The following is a 15,405-nucleotide window of genomic DNA, read 5'->3' as shown; positions in this document are numbered from 1 at the left end:
CCTAGTCCATGCCGCACCTCCGGCGAAAGGGATCGATCAGGCCTTGCGTTTCTGGCTGAAGATGACGCTGCCCAGGATGACGACGCCCGCGAGGCCCATCGTCGGGGTCAGTGCCTCGCCGAGGAACATCCACGCCCAGGCCACGCCGAACAAGGGCACCAGATAGGTGGAGGTAGCCGCGCGCGGTGCGCCGATGCGCTGGATCAGGCGAAAATAGAACGCATAGGCCAGGCCGGTGGAGAGCACGCCCAGCGCGACGACGGCAACCCATGACTTTGTCGGGATGGGGGCCTCCGGCCAGGTCATCCACGCAAGCGGCGCCATCAGCAAGGTCGCGCCGAGCAGGCACCCGGCGGCCACCGCCGTGGGCGAAATATCGGCGAGGTACTTCTTGATGAGGTTGGCGGCCAAGCCATAGCAGAACGACGCGGCGGCACCGGCGACGGCGGCAGGCGCGACGTTCTCGCCGGCCGTGCGGCCACTGGCCAGGATCACCACGCCAACGAAACCCGCCACGAGGGCAATGGCCTTGCGCGTACCGATCTTCTCGCCGAAGCCGATGAAGGCGACGAGGGCCGCGAACAGCACCGTCATGCTGTTGGCGATGGCACCGATACCAGCGGGTGCGCGTTCGGCCCCCCATGCGAAGAGAGTGAACGGGATGGCCGCGCTCAGGGCACCCATCACCAGCATCTTCCACAGATGGGAAAAGCGGATGGTCGAACGCGCGCGCCACAACAGCGGCAGCAGGATGACCGAGCCGAACGCCAGGCGCGTCGCGACCATGGGGAACGGACCGAAGTCCTTCGCCGCCACGCGCATGAAGAGGAAGGACCCACCCCAAATCGCGCCCAGGGCCACGAGTTCCGCCAGGGTGCGCCAGTCGCGCTCCGCGGGCGGGGCGAGCGAATCGATCGGGGTATCTGCGGCGGACGACATGCGAACCTCACTCGTGGCTGACCATTATTGTCGCTGGAACGGGGGGGCCGACCCTGTCGGCGATACTGTTACTCGACGCCTACGAAACCGCCGGTCTGGTGGGCCCACAGGCGGGCATACAAGCCGCCATGCGCGATCAGTTCCGCATGCGTACCGGTTTCCACGATGGCGCCGCGCTCCATCACCACCAGCCGATCCATCTTTGCGATGGTGGACAGGCGGTGGGCAATGGCGATCACCGTCTTGCCCCGCATGAGGATTTCAAGGCTTTCCTGGATCGCTGCTTCCGCCTCGGAATCCAGTGCCGAGGTGGCCTCGTCCAGCACCAGGATCGGCGCGTCCTTCAGCAGCACGCGCGCGATGGCGATGCGCTGCCGCTGTCCGCCGGACAGCTTCACGCCGCGCTCGCCCGCATGCGCATCGAAACCGGTGCGCCCTTCCCCGTCGGAAAGCCCGGGAATGAACTCGTCCGCGCGCGCCTGGCGTACCGCGGCCAGCATCTGGGCTTCGGTGGCGTCGGGGCGACCGTACAGCAGGTTGTCGCGAATCGAGCGATGCAGCAGCGAGGTGTCCTGGGTCACCACGCCGATATGCGAGCGCAGGGATTCCTGGGTCACCTTCGCGATGTCCTGCCCGTCGATGCTGATGCGGCCGTCTTCGAGGTCGTAGAGGCGCAGCATTACGTTGACCAGGGTGGTCTTGCCGGCGCCCGAGGGACCGACCAGGCCAATCTTCTCACCCGGCCGAACGATGAGGTCCAGCCCGGCGATGACGCCACCGGCCTTCCCGTAATGGAAGTGGACATCGTCGAAACGCACCTCGCCGCGCGTGACCCGCAGCGGCACGGCGTCGTCGCGATCCAGCACCGTGCGCTCCTGAGAGATCGTGGTGATGCCGTCCTGCACGGTGCCCACGTTCTCGAAGATGCCGTTGACCACCCACATGATCCAGCCGGACATGTTGTTGATACGGATCACCAGGCCCACGGCGAGGGCCACCTGCCCCGTCGACACCTTCCCATGTACCCACAGCCACAGTGCCAGGGAGCTGGTGCCTGCAATCAGCAGGCCGTTGAGCGACGTGATCGACACGTCCATCCCCGTGACCATGCGGCTGGACGAGCGCACTTTGTCGGTCTGCTCGCGCATCGCTTCCTGTGCGTAGGCCTCTTCGCGATGCGTATGCGCGAACAGTTTCAGCGTGATGACGTTGCTATAACCGTCGACGATGCGGCCCATCAGCTTAGAGCGCGCCTCGGAGGCGCGCCACGAGCGCTCTTTCACCCGCGGAACGAAGAACAGGAGCATGCCGATGTAGCAGAGGATCCACCCCAGCAGCGGCAGCGCCAGCCGGATATCGGCCTTCGCGAACAGGTAGACCGAGGTGCCGGCGTATACGCTCACGTACCACAGCGCATCCACCACCTGCACCGCGGATTCGCGCAGCGACGGAGCAGTCTGCATGATGCGGTTCGCGATGCGGCCGGCGAAATCGTTCTGGAAGAACGCCAGGCTCTGCTTCAGTACGTAACGGTGGTGCTGCCAGCGAACCATGTTGGTCATGCCGGGGCTCAGCGCCTGGTTCACCAGCAGGTCGTGCAGGGCCATCGCCAGCGGGCGCAGCAGGACGACCACGAAGGCCATCCAGGCCAGCGTGCGCCAATGTACCTGGAAGAATACGGCCGCCGGCGTCTTCTGCGCCATGTCCACGATGCGGCCGAGGAAGTCGAACAGCGCCACTTCGATCAGCGCCACCGCCAGGCCGACGACGAGCGTCGCCACGAAGATCTTCCAGACCTGTCCGAGGTAATACGTGTAGAAGCGGAGGACACTCTTCGGGGGGGCCCGGTCAGGCGCCTCGCGGAAGATGTCGATGAGGGATTCGAACCAGCGGAAGATCATTCCGCCATTCTAGTCCCGTAGGAGCGCGCCCTGCGCGCGACAGGTTTTGAGGCCATGACTTGAAGCTGGCGCGCCAGCCCAGGAACAGGTGCGAAAACCTGTCGCGCGCAGGGCGCGCTCCTACAATTCAGCGGGTCGCCTGCCGAGCGCCTTGTCCAGGGCGACGAAGCCCAAGCCCAGGACCAGGAACAGCACCGCGACCAGCGCCGCGTTGAGTAACGCCACGGGGTAGCCCAGCCGGCCCACGTCGAGGAACGGGTACGGGTATTCGTCCACGATGGCGCCCCTCACGAAGGTCCAGAGTGCGAACAGCAACGGGAACCACAGCCAGCGCAATGCGTCACGCCAGCGAAGAGTGCCGTGCGGCAACAGCGCGAACCACCATACGAGGTACAGCACCGGCACCACGTAATGCAGCGAGCGGTCTGCGATCAACTGCGGTCCCAATGGGTGCCATGACGACCGCAGCACCGCGAAGTAGACCAATCCCGTCACCGCAATGCACAACGCAGCAAGGCCCCGCACCCGCGGTACGCGCAGGATTCGCAGGGGCGTCCAGTTACCGCCCATCGCCGCGGACGCGGCGACGAGCGCGACCAGCAGGTTCGAAAGGATGGTGAAGAAGCTGAAATAACGCACCGTCACCGCGCCCAGCGAACCAGACCACACGATGAGCCAGTACTGCAGGACGAGGCTCGGCCACGCCACCGCCGCGACGACGATGGCGAAGAGATTGGACACGGCGGCGGTGCGAGTCGACATGGAGCATTCCGTCAGCGGGGCCACCCATTATTGCCGCGATCCCGATCCGGAATCTTGTGGTCCGCATCGATTTCCGCGCGAACGATCTTGCGGCTGCCGGGAACGTCCACGTCGAAGCTCTCGTGCTGCTGCCAGGTTTCTACCGGGATGCGGATATCGCGCGTGGATTTGTCATCGAAGGTGATCCGGAGCGTCGCCGGCATCACCAACTGGTCGAGGTTGGACACGGTAACCATCGTGCCTTCCACCTTGTCCACCGACATGTCCAGTTGCCAGTTGTGTTCGAACCAGCCGCGCCAGAACCAGGACAGGTCCTCGCCCGCTTCGCTCTCCATCAGCCGGAAAAAGTCCGACGGCGAGGGGTGCCTGTAGGCCCAGGTGGCGATGTACTTGCGGAAAGCGGGATCGAAGCGCTCGGGACCGATGATTTCTTCGCGCAGCAGCACCAGGCCCAGCGCGGCCTTGAAGTACGTGGCCGGATGGCGGTACTTCTCCTTGATCATGTCGGCGCCGATCAGCAGCGGCGGGGCGTCCTTGTCGGCCAGCAGAGGCAGGATCTCGTCGACCGGGTTGCCGCCCTTGGGCGCGTATTCGCCGTCGCGCTTGGGCGCGAACTCGCCATGGTTGAACGCGTCGGCCTCGTACACGTCGATGAAGGTGTTGAAGCCTTCGTCCATCCACGCATTGCGACGCTCGTCGCTGCCTACGATCATGGGGAACCAGGTGTGGCCGATCTCATGCGCGGTCACCATGTGCAGCGGCTTCGCCGGCGCCTTCATGGGATCGAACACGATGCCCGGATACTCCATGCCGCTGGCCGCCGTGCCCGCCTCGTTGATCGCCACGGGATAGGGATACGGGTACCACTTCGTGGAGAAGTGCTCGACGGACGCCTTCATGTATTCGGTCGAACGGCTCCAGCGATCCTGGCCCACGCTCTCCACCGGATACACGGACATCGCGAGGGCGGTCTTGCCTTCCGGCAGGTTGATCCGCGCGGCATCCCACACGTATGCCGTGGAGGCGCCGAAGGCCACGTCGCGCGTGTTCTTCATGCGGAACTTCCAGGTGAGCGTGCCGCCCTGCCTGGGACGGCTGGCCGGATCGGTGACCTCGGCGGCGGTGCGGATCATGACTGTCCTGTCGCTCTGGCGTGCCTTGGCGAGCCGATCGCGCTGCGTGGCGGTCAGCACGTCCTCGGGGTTCACCAGTTCGCCGGACCCGGCAACGATCATGTCGGACGGTACCGTGACGGCATAGTCGATGTCGCCGTATTCGAGATAGAACTCGCTGTTGAGGTAGGGCGCGGTATCCCAGCCACGCAGGTCGTCGTAGACGCACATGCGCGGATACCACTGGGCCATCTCGTAGATAGTGCCGTTCTTCGAGGGCGCGAAGCCGGTCCGGCCACCGAAGTCGCCAGGCAGGTCGTAAGAATAGGCGACGATCAGCGAAATCTTGCCGCCCTTCGCAGCCACTGCCTGGGGCAGGCGCACCTGCATGCGGGTGTCGCTGACGACGTAGTCGACCTTCTTCCCGTCGATCGTGACCGAGGCGATGCGGTAGCCGTCGGTATGGCGCTTTTCCGTCTTCCCCGAGGTGAAATTGCCGCGCGCATCGGCGGTGAAGCGATCCTCGTCCAACTGCAGCCACAGCACGTCGAGCGCGTCAGGGCTGTTGTTCGTGTAGCGAATGGTGGCCTTGCCGTTCAGCGTGTTCTTCACGGGATCGAGCGTCGCGGCCAGCTCATAATCGGCGCGATTCTGCCAGAACATCGGGCCGGGCATGCCGCTCGCGGAGCGATAGGCGTTTACCGGTTGAGGGTAGGTGAACGGCGCGAAGGTCTCGCGCGGATCGAAATGGGAGGCCATGGCAGTACAGGCACCTGCGAGGGCGACGGCAGCGAGCGACAATCGGACAAGGTTTTTCATCGGCTACACTCGTGGGGCGACCCCCCAGCGTAACCGGCAACCGAATCCGGACTCCACCATGCCGGAAGTCAGGTTCCTATCCTGGGTCAGACGGCATCCGTATGTATATCTTGCGTACGGCCCGGATAACCGCATATTTCCCATTTGCACACATCGAGGACCCCGAGGCATGAAAATCGGTTTGATCGGACTGGGCCGCATGGGCGGCAATATCGCCCGCCGGCTGATGAGGGATGGTCACGAGACCGTGGTCTATGACAACAACGCCACGGCCCGCGATGCGCTGGCGAAGGACGGCGGCCAGGCCGTCGACTCACTCGAGGCACTGGTCAAGGCCCTGCCCTCCCCCCGCGTGGTGTGGGTCATGCTGCCGGCCGGCGAGATCACCGAAACCACCATCGCGAAGGTGAGCGACCTGCTGGGCAAGGACGACATCGTCATCGACGGCGGCAACACGTTCTACAAGGACGACGCGCGCCGTGCCGAAACGCTCGCCGGGAAGGGCCAGCACTATGTCGATGTCGGCACCTCCGGCGGCGTGTGGGGCCTTGAGCGCGGCTACTGCATGATGATCGGCGGCGACAAGCCCACCGTCGACTACCTCGATCCCATCTTCAAGACGCTGGCCCCGGGTGCCGGCGACATTCCGCGTACCGAGGGCCGCGAAGGCCGTGACGCACGCGTGGAGAACGGCTATATGCACGCCGGTCCGGCGGGTGCGGGCCACTTCGTCAAGATGATCCACAACGGGATCGAGTACGGCATGATGCAGTCGTTCGCGGAGGGCTTCGACATCCTGAAGAACCGCAACGCCGCACACCTGCCCGAGCGCGAGCGCTACCAGCTCGACATGGCCGACATCGCCGAGGTGTGGCGCCGTGGCAGCGTGGTGTCGTCATGGCTGCTCGACCTCACCGCCAGCGCGCTGGCGAAGGGCCCGGAACTCGACAACTACTCCGGCTACGTGGACGATTCAGGCGAAGGCCGCTGGACGATCAACGCCGCCATCGAGCAGGCCGTGCCGGCCGAGGTGCTCACCTCCGCCCTCTTTGCCCGCTTCCGCTCGCGTCAGGACCACACCTACGCCGAGCGCCTGCTGTCCGCGATGCGCATGGGCTTCGGCGGCCACATCGAAGGCCGCGGCAAGCCGCCGAAGGAAGGCGAGCACTCCTGAGGATGATGTAGGGGCGCGCCCTGCGCGCGACATGTTTTGAGGCCGTTCCCCGGAGCTGGCGCGCCAGCCTGGGGACTGGCGCGGAAACATGTCGCGCGCAGGGCGCGCTCCTACACAGGTTCTCAATCGCCATCCAGTTCGCGCATCCGCTCGCGCCATCGCTCGGGCGTCTGTGGCTTGATGAAAAGCGCCACGATCGGCAGGCTAGCTTCCTTGGTGCGCGCCTCGATGGTGCGCACGACGTCCTCGATCTCCACCGTCGTCAGGCGATCGTCGAAAGCTGCCGAGATGGCGACCAGCACGTGGTCGGGCCCCACCTGCAAGGTGAGTACGCCATTCACCGCTTCCACGCCTTTCACGCGACCGGCGATGCGGCAGACCTTAGCCAGCAGGTTCGGCGTGGCAGGTTCGCCGATGAGCAGGGCCTTGCTCTCACGGGCCAGCAGCGCGGACGCCAGCGCAAGCACCAGCGCGATGCCGATCGAGGCCCAGCCGTCGATGCGCGGATCGCCGAGGGCATGCGACAGGTAAATGCCCAGCGCGGCAATGGCAAGGCCCAGTAACGCGGCGGTGTCCTCGAACAGCACGGTGAAGGTGGTCGGATCCCGGGTACTGCGGAAGGCTTCGAAATAGCCGAGTGCTCCCTTCTTCCGCTGCACGCTCTTCAGCGATAGCCACCACGACGTGCCCTCGAACAGCACGCCCACGGCCAGCACGATGTAGTTCAACGTCGGATCGCGCAGGGGTTCCGGCGTGAGGATGTGGCTGACGCCCTCGTAGAGGGAAAAGCCCGCACCGAGGGCCAGCACCAGCAGGGCGACGATGAAGCTCCAGAAATACAGCTCCCTTCCGTAACCCAGCGGGTTCTGCCGATCGGGCCGCCGCTGCGAGCGGCGCAGGCCGTACAGCAGGAGCACCTCGTTGACGCTGTCCACCAGCGAATGCACGCCCTCGGACAGCATGGCCGAACTGCCGCTTAGGGCCGCGGCGATGAATTTCGCCACGGCCATGCCGACGTTGGCGGCCAGCGCGGCGTAGATGACAAGACGAGGACTGTGGGCCATGGCGACGTGAAGGTTGCAAGGTCATAGGTGATAAAAAAGAAAAAAGCCGCGCCTTGCAGCGCGGCCTCCTCATTTGCAGAAGCCTGCCGCGATCACTTCGCGAACAGGTGCTCCACGCCTGCGCGTTCCTCGCGCAGTTCCTTGTCGGTTGCGTCGATGCGCGCCTGCGAGAACCCGTTGATCTTCAGGCCCTGCACGATAGCGTACTTGCTGTCCTTCACCGTCACCGGGAAACCGAAGATCACGCCCGGCGCGATGCCGTACGAGCCGTCGGACGGAATACCCATCGAGGTCCAGTCACCCTCGGCCGTGCCGAGCGCCCAGTCGCGCATGTGATCGATGGCGGCCGACGCGGCCGACGCGGCCGACGAGGCGCCGCGGGCCTTGATGATGGCTGCGCCACGCTGCTGCACGGTCGGGATGAAGGTGTCGGCGTACCAGGCCGGGTCGACCTGCTCCAGTGCCGCCTTGCCCTTCACCGAGGCTTCGTGCAGGTCCGGGTACTGGGTGGAACTGTGGTTGCCCCAGATGGTGAGCTTCCTGATCTCGGTGGTGTGGGCACCGGTCTTCTCGGCCAGCTGCGACAGCGCACGGTTGTGGTCGAGGCGAACCATGGCGGTGAAGCACTTCGGATCGAGGTCCGGGGCATTCTGCTGGGCGATCAGCGCGTTGGTGTTCGCCGGGTTGCCGACGACCAGCACGCGCACGTCGCGCTTGGCGTAGTCGTTCAGCGCCTTGCCCTGCGGGCCGAAGATGGCGCCGTTGGCCTCGAGCAGGTCCTTGCGCTCCATGCCCGGGCCACGCGGACGCGCACCGACGAGCAGTGCGTAATCGACATCCTTGAAGGCGACGTTCACATCGTCCGTGGCGACCACGCCCGCGAGGGTCGGAAACGCGCAGTCATTGAGCTCCATCACCACGCCCTGCAGCGCCGGAAGCGCCGGGGTGATCTCGAGGAGGTGCAGGATCACCGGCTGGTCGGGACCGAGCATGTCGCCGGCGGCGATACGGAACAGGAGGGCATAGCCGATCTGGCCGGCTGCGCCGGTGACGGCGACGCGAACGGGTGCTTTCATCTTTCGACTCCTCAATTGTCGCTTGGACTGACGATCAGGTGAGCTCGGCGAAGAACTCGACGATGCGGGCCATGCCCTTGTCGAGCGCCTCGTGCGGGCAGGAATAGGAAATGCGCAGCGCGCGCGGCTCGCCGAAGGCCGAACCCGGCACGCAGGCCACGCCCTTGGCTTCGAGCAGCACCGCGCAGAAGTCGACATCGGAATCGATCGCGACGCCGTTGTGCTTCTTGCCGAAGGCCACCGAAATATCGGGGAATGCGTAGAACGCACCCTGCGGACGCGGGCAGACCACGCCGGGGATGGACACCAGCGCGTTGTACACCCGGTCGCGCTTTACCGCGAATTCGGCGCGCTTCGCGGTAGGAATGTCCTGCGGACCGGACAGCGCGGCCAGGGCCGCGGCGTTCACCACTTCCGGCAGGCTGGTGATGTGATTGGAGTTAAGCGTCGTGACGGCCAGGGCCACGGATTCCGGCGCGGCGATGAAGCCCACGCGCCAGCCCGGCATGCCGTAGGTCTTCGAAATCGAATCGACGAAGATCACGCGGTCCTTCAGCTCCGGACGGGCGTGCACGAAATTGTGGTAGCCCATGCCGTCGAACACCATCGTGTTGTAGATGTCATCGGTGACGACCCATGTGTCCGGATACATGGCGATCACGTCGGCCAGCGCGGCAACTTCCTCCCGCGTATAGACCATGCCCGTGGGATTGGACGGGTTGTTGAACAGGAACACGCGCGGCTTGCGCGCCAGCGCGGCGTCCAGCTGCGCCGGCGTGAGCTTGTAGTGCTGCTCCGGCGGGCACGGCAGGATGTTGATCTTCGCGCCGACTATCTCGGCGATATCGAGGTAGCTGGTCCAGTACGGCGCCGGGAAGGCGATTTCGTCGCCTTCGTCGAGCAGCGCCTCGGCCAGGTTATAGAGCACCTGCTTCGCGCCGACGCCCGTGGTGATGTTCTTGCGGGTGTAGCCGGTGAGGCCCAGGGCCTCGATGTGCGCGAGGAAGGCGTCGATGAGCGCATCAGGACCGCGGTTGCTGCCGTACTGGCCGGAATCCCTCGCCAGGGCCTCGCGGGCGGCGGCATAGACGTGCTCGCCAGGAAGGAAATTAGGCACGCCGATCGAGAAGTTGACGATGTCGCGACCTTCGGCCTTCAGGCGCCTGGCCTTCTCGGCAATGACCATGATCGCGCTGGGCTTGGCACGACCGATACGCTTGGCGAGCTGCGGCATCGTTTCCTCGACGGGGGCTGGGGCAAAGGCCGCCATTTTAACACGGCCCCGCAGCCCTCCGCTCTGTCCAAGGGCGCGTAGGAGCGCGCCTCGCGCGCGACATGTTTTCGCCCCGGTCCGAAAGCTCACGCGCCAGCTCCGGGGATAGTCTTAAAAGATGTCGCGCGCAGGCGCGCTCCTACAAAGGGCTTTAGCGCGCGTCCAGCGTCTCGTTCCACTTCGCCACGTTGTCAGCCTGCTTCTCGAGGAGCGCGTCCACGTCGCCCGAAACCTCCACCTTCTCGATGGTGTCTTCCTGGCGAATGGCGTCGATCACCTTCTGGTCTTCCGCGCCGACGATTTCGCCGAACACGCTGTGCTTGCCGTCCAGCCACGGCGTTGGGCCGTGGGTGATGAAGAACTGCGAACCGTTGGTCCCCGGGCCGGCATTGGCCATGGAGAGGACGCCCGGCTTGTCGTGCTTCAGGCTGCTGTCGAATTCGTCGCCGAACTTGTAACCGGGGCCGCCCCGGCCAGAGCCCTCGGGACAGCCGCCCTGGACCATGAAGTCGGTGATGACGCGATGGAACGACAAGCCGTCGTAATAGCCACGCCTGGCCAGGTTGACGAAGTTGGCCACCGTCATCGGGGTCTTCTCGTCGTGCAGGCGCAGGTGAATGTCGCCCTTGTTCGTCTTCATGGTGACGTTGATGGTCATCGCGATTCCTGTAACACGTTGAAATGCAGGCCGGCTCGCTCGTCGCAACCGGCCCGGGGGCTGCAAGGCTACCGAAGATGGCGCCCCTGTCACAGGACTTCAAGCAACAAAGCGTGACGGCGGCTCAGGCGGCCGGAAGGGCCAGGGCAGTGGCCGTGAAGGCGGCGGGCCCGCGCGGCTGCGTGTCGCGCACCGCCGCGTCCTCGGGCAGGGGGCGGCCTTCCGTCACGTAAGCCCATGCCCGGTCCAGGGAGGCATAGCCGAAGGGAAGGAGCGGTGCATGGCGGTCGCCGAAATCAGGGAAAGCCAGGAAGGCGTCGAAGTGCTGGGCGTAAGGCACCTTCCAGAATACGGGTGACCGACCGGAGGCGCGCAGCCACTTCACGTATGGTTTCGATGTGAAGGCCATGGGAATCAGGCCGTCCTGCGCGCCGTGCACCACGAGGATCGGCAGGTTTTCGCGTGGCAAGGTCGCCGCCGTGGCATCCACCGCCTCATGCAGACGCTGCGCATCCGTCCCCTGCCCCGTCCACAACTCACGCAGGCAAAGGTTGCCGGGCAGGGTCGGGTCCATCGACAGGTCGCTCCCACCGGCGAGCAGGATGCCCGCGCCAGGGGGCGAACCGGAGCCGTCAGCCCACCAGGCGGCGCGGACGATGGCATCGACCGGCCCCGCCAGGCCCCCCGTATGCTGCGGGCGATAGGAAAAGCCGCAGGGCATGTCTCCCACCAGGCGCCGCAGGTACGCGGAGGCGTAGGCCACCGTCACCGTGCGCCACAGGTCCAGCGACGTGGAAGATGCCCCTGCCGCCAGTGCATCGTCCTGCCACCCGGATGCCCGCAACATCGCCAGAGCCTCCGCGGCCTGGGCGACCGGAGTGGCGCCGGCCAGCCTGCCGTGGGCCCGCAACGAAGCACCGCGCAGGGCCCAGGCGGGAGGTTGCGCGCTGGCGATGCGGGCGAAGGGGAGACCGTCGAAGTCAGGCGCCGCCAGGGCGGCCGGCAACAGCAAGGCGGCTTCCGTGGCGTAGTCATAGAACGGCCGGCCATGGCCGGCCACGTGGATGTTCGGCGCGAGCGCCACGACGGCGGCGAGGATGCCGTCCGTGTCCTCCCCGGCCGCGCGCAACACCGCGCCGCCGCCATTGGACAGGCCGGTGGCGATGATGCGCGTGTTGACGGGCGTGAACGGAGCTTCGTCGGGAAAGGCCTGGTCGAGCATGGCAAGCCCGAAGCGGGCTGCCTGCAGGACGTGGCGACCCCAATCCGCTTCGGGGTGATCGCCGGAATGCGCATGCTTGACGGCGATGCCGGCCTGGGCGCTCACCCCTTTTGGCTCGAACTCGAGTGGGGCCTGGCCCGCCTTCGCACGTGTGCCGTCAAGCGTGACGCCGCTGCCGTCCGAGCTATCGAAGTAACCGCTTCCCGCAGCCTTGTCGGTATAGGCTACGGCACAGCCGCGCGGCAGGCCCCAGGCCCCGGCGAGGGCGATGGAACCATAGATCCCGCGCGTGCCCGGGGAGGCCGTGACGACGAGGCAGCGCTTCGTGCGATCGAAGCCGTCCGGCACCTGGACCAGTACGCGATGCGGCGCACTGGCGCCAGCCAGCGTCGCGAAGGCGGCGAACTCCCGGCCCGGTATATCGGGCACCTGCCCATACAGCGTGCCGAAGCCGCCGAGCGGACCGAGGTCGGCAATGCCCTTCCAGCTGCTCTGGACGGCGCGACGGCGAAGCTCGGCGGTCGTGGGCGCGGCCGGCTGGACGAAGGGTGCCGGCGCACCGGCGAGGCCGCGGAGGCCCAGGCCGGCGCTGAGCAGGTCGTCGCCGTCGCGATGCGTGGTGACGCGTACTTCGCCGGAGCTGTCCATGGGGCGCATCGAGCCTTTCGCCGGGAAAACCAGCAAGATGCGGGAGCCGGGCAACCGGCGCAAGGAGGCGGCCCGCCCAGTCATGCGAAAGTCGCCAATTTCCTTTATAATCGGCGGCTTCCCAAACCAATGAGGTGCACCGGCTGAAGGCCGGCGCATGACGCATGTCGATCGAATTCCTGCGCAATATCGCCATCGTGGCTCACGTCGACCACGGCAAGACCACCCTCGTCGATCAGCTCCTCAAGCAGTCCGGCACGCTCAACGAGCGCACCGTGCTTGCAGAGCGCGTGATGGATTCGAACGACCAGGAAAAGGAGCGTGGCATCACGATCCTGGCCAAGAACACGGCCATCACCTGGGAAGACAAGAAAAAGGACGTCAAGAACCGCATCAACATCGTCGACACCCCGGGACACGCCGACTTCGGCGGTGAGGTGGAGCGCGTGCTGTCGATGGTCGACACCGTGCTGATCCTCGTCGACGCGATGGACGGCCCGATGCCGCAGACCCGCTTCGTGACCCAGAAGGCGTTCGCGATGGGCTTCAAGCCGATCGTGGTCGTCAACAAGATCGACCGTCCGGGCGCGCGCCCCGAGTGGGTTGTCGAGCAGGTGTGGGACCTCTTCGAAAAGCTCGGCGCCAACGACGAGCAGATGGAATTCCCGATCGTCTACGCCTCGGCCCTTAACGGCTATGCCTCGCTCGACGAGAACGCCCGCGAAGGCGACATGACCCCGCTGTACGAAGCGATCATGCAGCACGCGCCGAAGCCCGACGTCGATCCGGAAGGCGCCTTCCAGATGCGCATCAGCCAGCTCGACTACAACAACTTCGTCGGCGTCATCGGCATCGGCCGCATCCAGCGCGGCACCCTGAAGAAGGGCATGCCGGTCGCCGTGATCGACCGCGAAGGCAAGAAGCGCCAGGGCAAGGTCGCCCAGGTACTCGGTTTCCTCGGCCTCGAGCGCATCGAGCAGGATTCGGCCGAGGCGGGCGACATCGTCGCCATCTCGGGCATTACCGAGCTGACCATTTCCGACACCGTCACCTCGCTGGACGTACCGGAAGCGCTGCCGGCGCTGAGCGTCGACGAGCCGATGATCAGCATGACCTTCCAGGTCAACAACTCGCCGTTCGTCGGCAACAAGGACCTGTCCGGCGGCAAGTTCCTCACCAGCCGCCAGTTGCGCGAGCGCCTCGACCGCGAAAAGGTGCATAACGTCGCCCTCCGCGTGGAAGACGGCTCCGACGCCGACAAGTTCCTGGTGTCCGGTCGCGGCGAACTGCACCTCTCGGTGCTGATCGAGAACATGCGTCGCGAAGGCTACGAACTGGCCGTGTCGCGTCCGGAAGTCATCATCAAGGAAATCGACGGTCAGAAGATGGAGCCGATCGAGGAGCTGGTCGTCGATCTCGAAGAGGTCCACCAGGGTCCGGTCATGGAGCGCCTGGGCATCCGCAAGGGCCAGCTCAAGAACATGGTGTCCGACGGCAAGGGCCGCGTGCGCCTCGAGTACAAGATTCCGGCGCGTGGCCTCATCGGCTTCCAGAACCAGTTCAAGACCCTCACCCAGGGTAGCGGCCTGCTGTTCCATGTGTTCGACAGCTACGGCGCTATGGAAACCGGAGCGATCGCCAAGCGCCAGAACGGCGTGATGATCGCGAACGCTCCAGGCACCACCCCCGCCTATTCGCTCGGACCCCTGCAGGAACGCGGCAAGCTGTTCGCCGCCGAGGGTGACTCGGTGTACGAAGGCCAGCTGATCGGCATCCACGCGAAGGACAACGACCTTACCGTCAACGCGATCAAGCCGAAGCCGCTGACCAACATGCGCGCATCGGGCAAGGACGACGCGATCCAGCTGACCCCGGCGACGAAGTTCTCGCTGGAGCAGGCACTGGACTTCATCGACGACGACGAGCTGGTCGAAGTGACGCCGAGGGAAATCCGCATGCGCAAGAAGCATCTCACCGAAAACGACCGCAAGAAGGCCTCGCGCGGCTAAGGTCGATCCAGCGGTTGTTGCGTATACGAAGAGGCCCGGCTGACGCCGGGCCTCTTCTTTTGTGTCGTGTCAGGACCTGTCCCGCACCAGCTTCATCAGCAGGTCGATATGCTCCTGCTGCGTCGCCACAAAACCCTACGCTGGCTGACGCAGTCGCCCGCTCTCGTTGCCTCGTTCCGGATACTAACGTAGCTCCCTTCCAAGGAGCTCGCCATGGCACATGCCCTTTCAAGACTGTCTGCAATCCTTCTAGTGCTGGTCGTGCCGATTTGTCTGGATGTCAAAGCCGCGCCGGCACCCACATGGTCAATGATCTCCTGGCGCACATGCTCCGGATCGGACGTCGACGAAAAATGGATTGCCTATTGGAAAAAACGATTGGAGTGCGGTGTCATGCTCGCACCCATCGCCGATGACCAGGGCAGCGGCAAGGGCCTCATCGGCGTAGAACTCGTGCGGATCAACGCAGGGAAACGCCCGGATCGTCAAGGCGCCATCTTCTTCAACTTCGGCGGCCCTGGCAGGGATCCCCGCCGCGTCCTTCCCGATTTGGCCTATCTTTGGTCGCTGGACGACGGGACCGCGGTGGATACGTGGTTGCGTACGCTATCGGAGCGCTTCGACCTTGTGGCGGTGGTTCCAAGAGGATTGTCGCCGTCTCAGTGCGGTTCCATGCCGCCAACGAATGCATCCTTCCCCGATGTCGACGAGACTGGGTGGGCCAACGTCGTGGATGCAGGCAAAGCCG

Annotated in this window: 12 protein-coding genes; 3 read left to right on the top strand and 9 right to left on the bottom strand. The window is 65.3% G+C overall.

The window, feature by feature from the left end; translation table 11 throughout:
- Positions 1-36: 36 nt before the first annotated feature.
- From VGM71_RS10245 to VGM71_RS10230, 4 genes are all read right to left on the bottom strand, one after another.
- On the bottom strand, positions 37-939 hold the full coding sequence (locus tag VGM71_RS10245; RefSeq protein WP_331544716.1) for a DMT family transporter: 903 nt from the start codon (positions 937-939) through the stop codon (positions 37-39).
- Between the two features lie 68 nt (positions 940-1,007).
- Positions 1,008-2,840, bottom strand: coding sequence for an ABC transporter ATP-binding protein (locus tag VGM71_RS10240; protein WP_331544714.1), 1,833 nt, complete (start codon positions 2,838-2,840; stop codon positions 1,008-1,010).
- A gap of 120 nt (positions 2,841-2,960) precedes the next feature.
- A complete protein-coding gene (locus VGM71_RS10235) occupies positions 2,961-3,602 on the bottom strand; it encodes a Pr6Pr family membrane protein (protein WP_331544712.1) in 642 nt (213 codons plus the stop codon).
- An 11-nt stretch (positions 3,603-3,613) separates the two neighbouring features.
- Entirely contained in the window at positions 3,614-5,533 is a 1,920-nt protein-coding gene (locus VGM71_RS10230; protein ID WP_331544710.1) for a M1 family metallopeptidase, read from the bottom strand.
- 169 nt (positions 5,534-5,702) lie between these two features.
- Here VGM71_RS10230 and gnd point away from each other — a divergent pair, with 169 nt between their 5' ends.
- The gene (gnd, locus tag VGM71_RS10225) at positions 5,703-6,707 is read left to right on the top strand and encodes a phosphogluconate dehydrogenase (NAD(+)-dependent, decarboxylating) (protein WP_331544708.1); all 1,005 of its coding nucleotides are present in this window, start codon (positions 5,703-5,705) and stop codon (positions 6,705-6,707) included.
- 122 nt (positions 6,708-6,829) lie between these two features.
- Here gnd and VGM71_RS10220 read toward each other — a convergent pair whose 3' ends face one another.
- From VGM71_RS10220 to VGM71_RS10200, 5 genes are all read right to left on the bottom strand, one after another.
- On the bottom strand, positions 6,830-7,771 hold the full coding sequence (locus VGM71_RS10220; protein WP_331544706.1) for a cation diffusion facilitator family transporter: 942 nt from the start codon (positions 7,769-7,771) through the stop codon (positions 6,830-6,832).
- Between the two features lie 92 nt (positions 7,772-7,863).
- Positions 7,864-8,847, bottom strand: coding sequence for a malate dehydrogenase (locus tag VGM71_RS10215; protein ID WP_331544704.1), 984 nt, complete (start codon positions 8,845-8,847; stop codon positions 7,864-7,866).
- A 34-nt stretch (positions 8,848-8,881) separates the two neighbouring features.
- Positions 8,882-10,081 (bottom strand): aminotransferase class I/II-fold pyridoxal phosphate-dependent enzyme, encoded by a 1,200-nt coding sequence (locus tag VGM71_RS10210; protein WP_331544702.1) that lies wholly within the window; start codon positions 10,079-10,081, stop codon positions 8,882-8,884.
- Positions 10,082-10,271: 190 nt separating this feature from the next.
- The gene (locus VGM71_RS10205; protein ID WP_331544700.1) at positions 10,272-10,778 is read right to left on the bottom strand and encodes a peptidylprolyl isomerase; all 507 of its coding nucleotides are present in this window, start codon (positions 10,776-10,778) and stop codon (positions 10,272-10,274) included.
- 124 nt (positions 10,779-10,902) lie between these two features.
- Positions 10,903-12,648: a 3-hydroxybutyrate oligomer hydrolase family protein gene (locus VGM71_RS10200; RefSeq protein ID WP_331544698.1), complete on the bottom strand. Its 1,746-nt coding sequence runs from the start codon at positions 12,646-12,648 to the stop codon at positions 10,903-10,905.
- A 164-nt stretch (positions 12,649-12,812) separates the two neighbouring features.
- Here VGM71_RS10200 and typA point away from each other — a divergent pair, with 164 nt between their 5' ends.
- Both typA and VGM71_RS10190 read left to right on the top strand, forming a co-directional pair.
- Positions 12,813-14,657 carry a translational GTPase TypA gene (gene typA, locus VGM71_RS10195; protein WP_331544696.1) on the top strand — a complete coding sequence of 615 codons (1,845 nt, stop codon included), beginning with the start codon at positions 12,813-12,815 and terminating at the stop codon, positions 14,655-14,657.
- A 213-nt stretch (positions 14,658-14,870) separates the two neighbouring features.
- The coding region (locus tag VGM71_RS10190) for a hypothetical protein (protein WP_331544694.1) at positions 14,871-15,405 on the top strand (535 nt) is incomplete at its 3' end.

The organism is Luteibacter sp. (assembly GCF_036499525.1).
In the GTDB taxonomy this organism is placed as follows: Bacteria; Pseudomonadota; Gammaproteobacteria; order Xanthomonadales; family Rhodanobacteraceae; genus Luteibacter.
The sequence above is the reverse complement of the archived record's forward strand: the minus strand, read 5'-3'. Positions and strand labels throughout refer to the sequence as shown.

What these genes read in the sequence shown, in the direction of transcription:
- VGM71_RS10245 (WP_331544716.1), bottom strand. Translation starts at nt 939, where the DNA reads ATGTCGTCCGCCGCAGATACCCCGATCGATTCGCTCGCCCCGCCCGCG.
- VGM71_RS10240 (WP_331544714.1), bottom strand. Translation starts at nt 2,840, where the DNA reads ATGATCTTCCGCTGGTTCGAATCCCTCATCGACATCTTCCGCGAGGCG.
- VGM71_RS10235 (WP_331544712.1), bottom strand. Translation starts at nt 3,602, where the DNA reads ATGTCGACTCGCACCGCCGCCGTGTCCAATCTCTTCGCCATCGTCGTC.
- VGM71_RS10230 (WP_331544710.1), bottom strand. Translation starts at nt 5,533, where the DNA reads ATGAAAAACCTTGTCCGATTGTCGCTCGCTGCCGTCGCCCTCGCAGGT.
- gnd (WP_331544708.1), top strand. Translation starts at nt 5,703, where the DNA reads ATGAAAATCGGTTTGATCGGACTGGGCCGCATGGGCGGCAATATCGCC.
- VGM71_RS10220 (WP_331544706.1), bottom strand. Translation starts at nt 7,771, where the DNA reads ATGGCCCACAGTCCTCGTCTTGTCATCTACGCCGCGCTGGCCGCCAAC.
- VGM71_RS10215 (WP_331544704.1), bottom strand. Translation starts at nt 8,847, where the DNA reads ATGAAAGCACCCGTTCGCGTCGCCGTCACCGGCGCAGCCGGCCAGATC.
- VGM71_RS10210 (WP_331544702.1), bottom strand. Translation starts at nt 10,081, where the DNA reads ATGCCGCAGCTCGCCAAGCGTATCGGTCGTGCCAAGCCCAGCGCGATC.
- VGM71_RS10205 (WP_331544700.1), bottom strand. Translation starts at nt 10,778, where the DNA reads ATGACCATCAACGTCACCATGAAGACGAACAAGGGCGACATTCACCTG.
- VGM71_RS10200 (WP_331544698.1), bottom strand. Translation starts at nt 12,648, where the DNA reads ATGGACAGCTCCGGCGAAGTACGCGTCACCACGCATCGCGACGGCGAC.
- typA (WP_331544696.1), top strand. Translation starts at nt 12,813, where the DNA reads ATGTCGATCGAATTCCTGCGCAATATCGCCATCGTGGCTCACGTCGAC.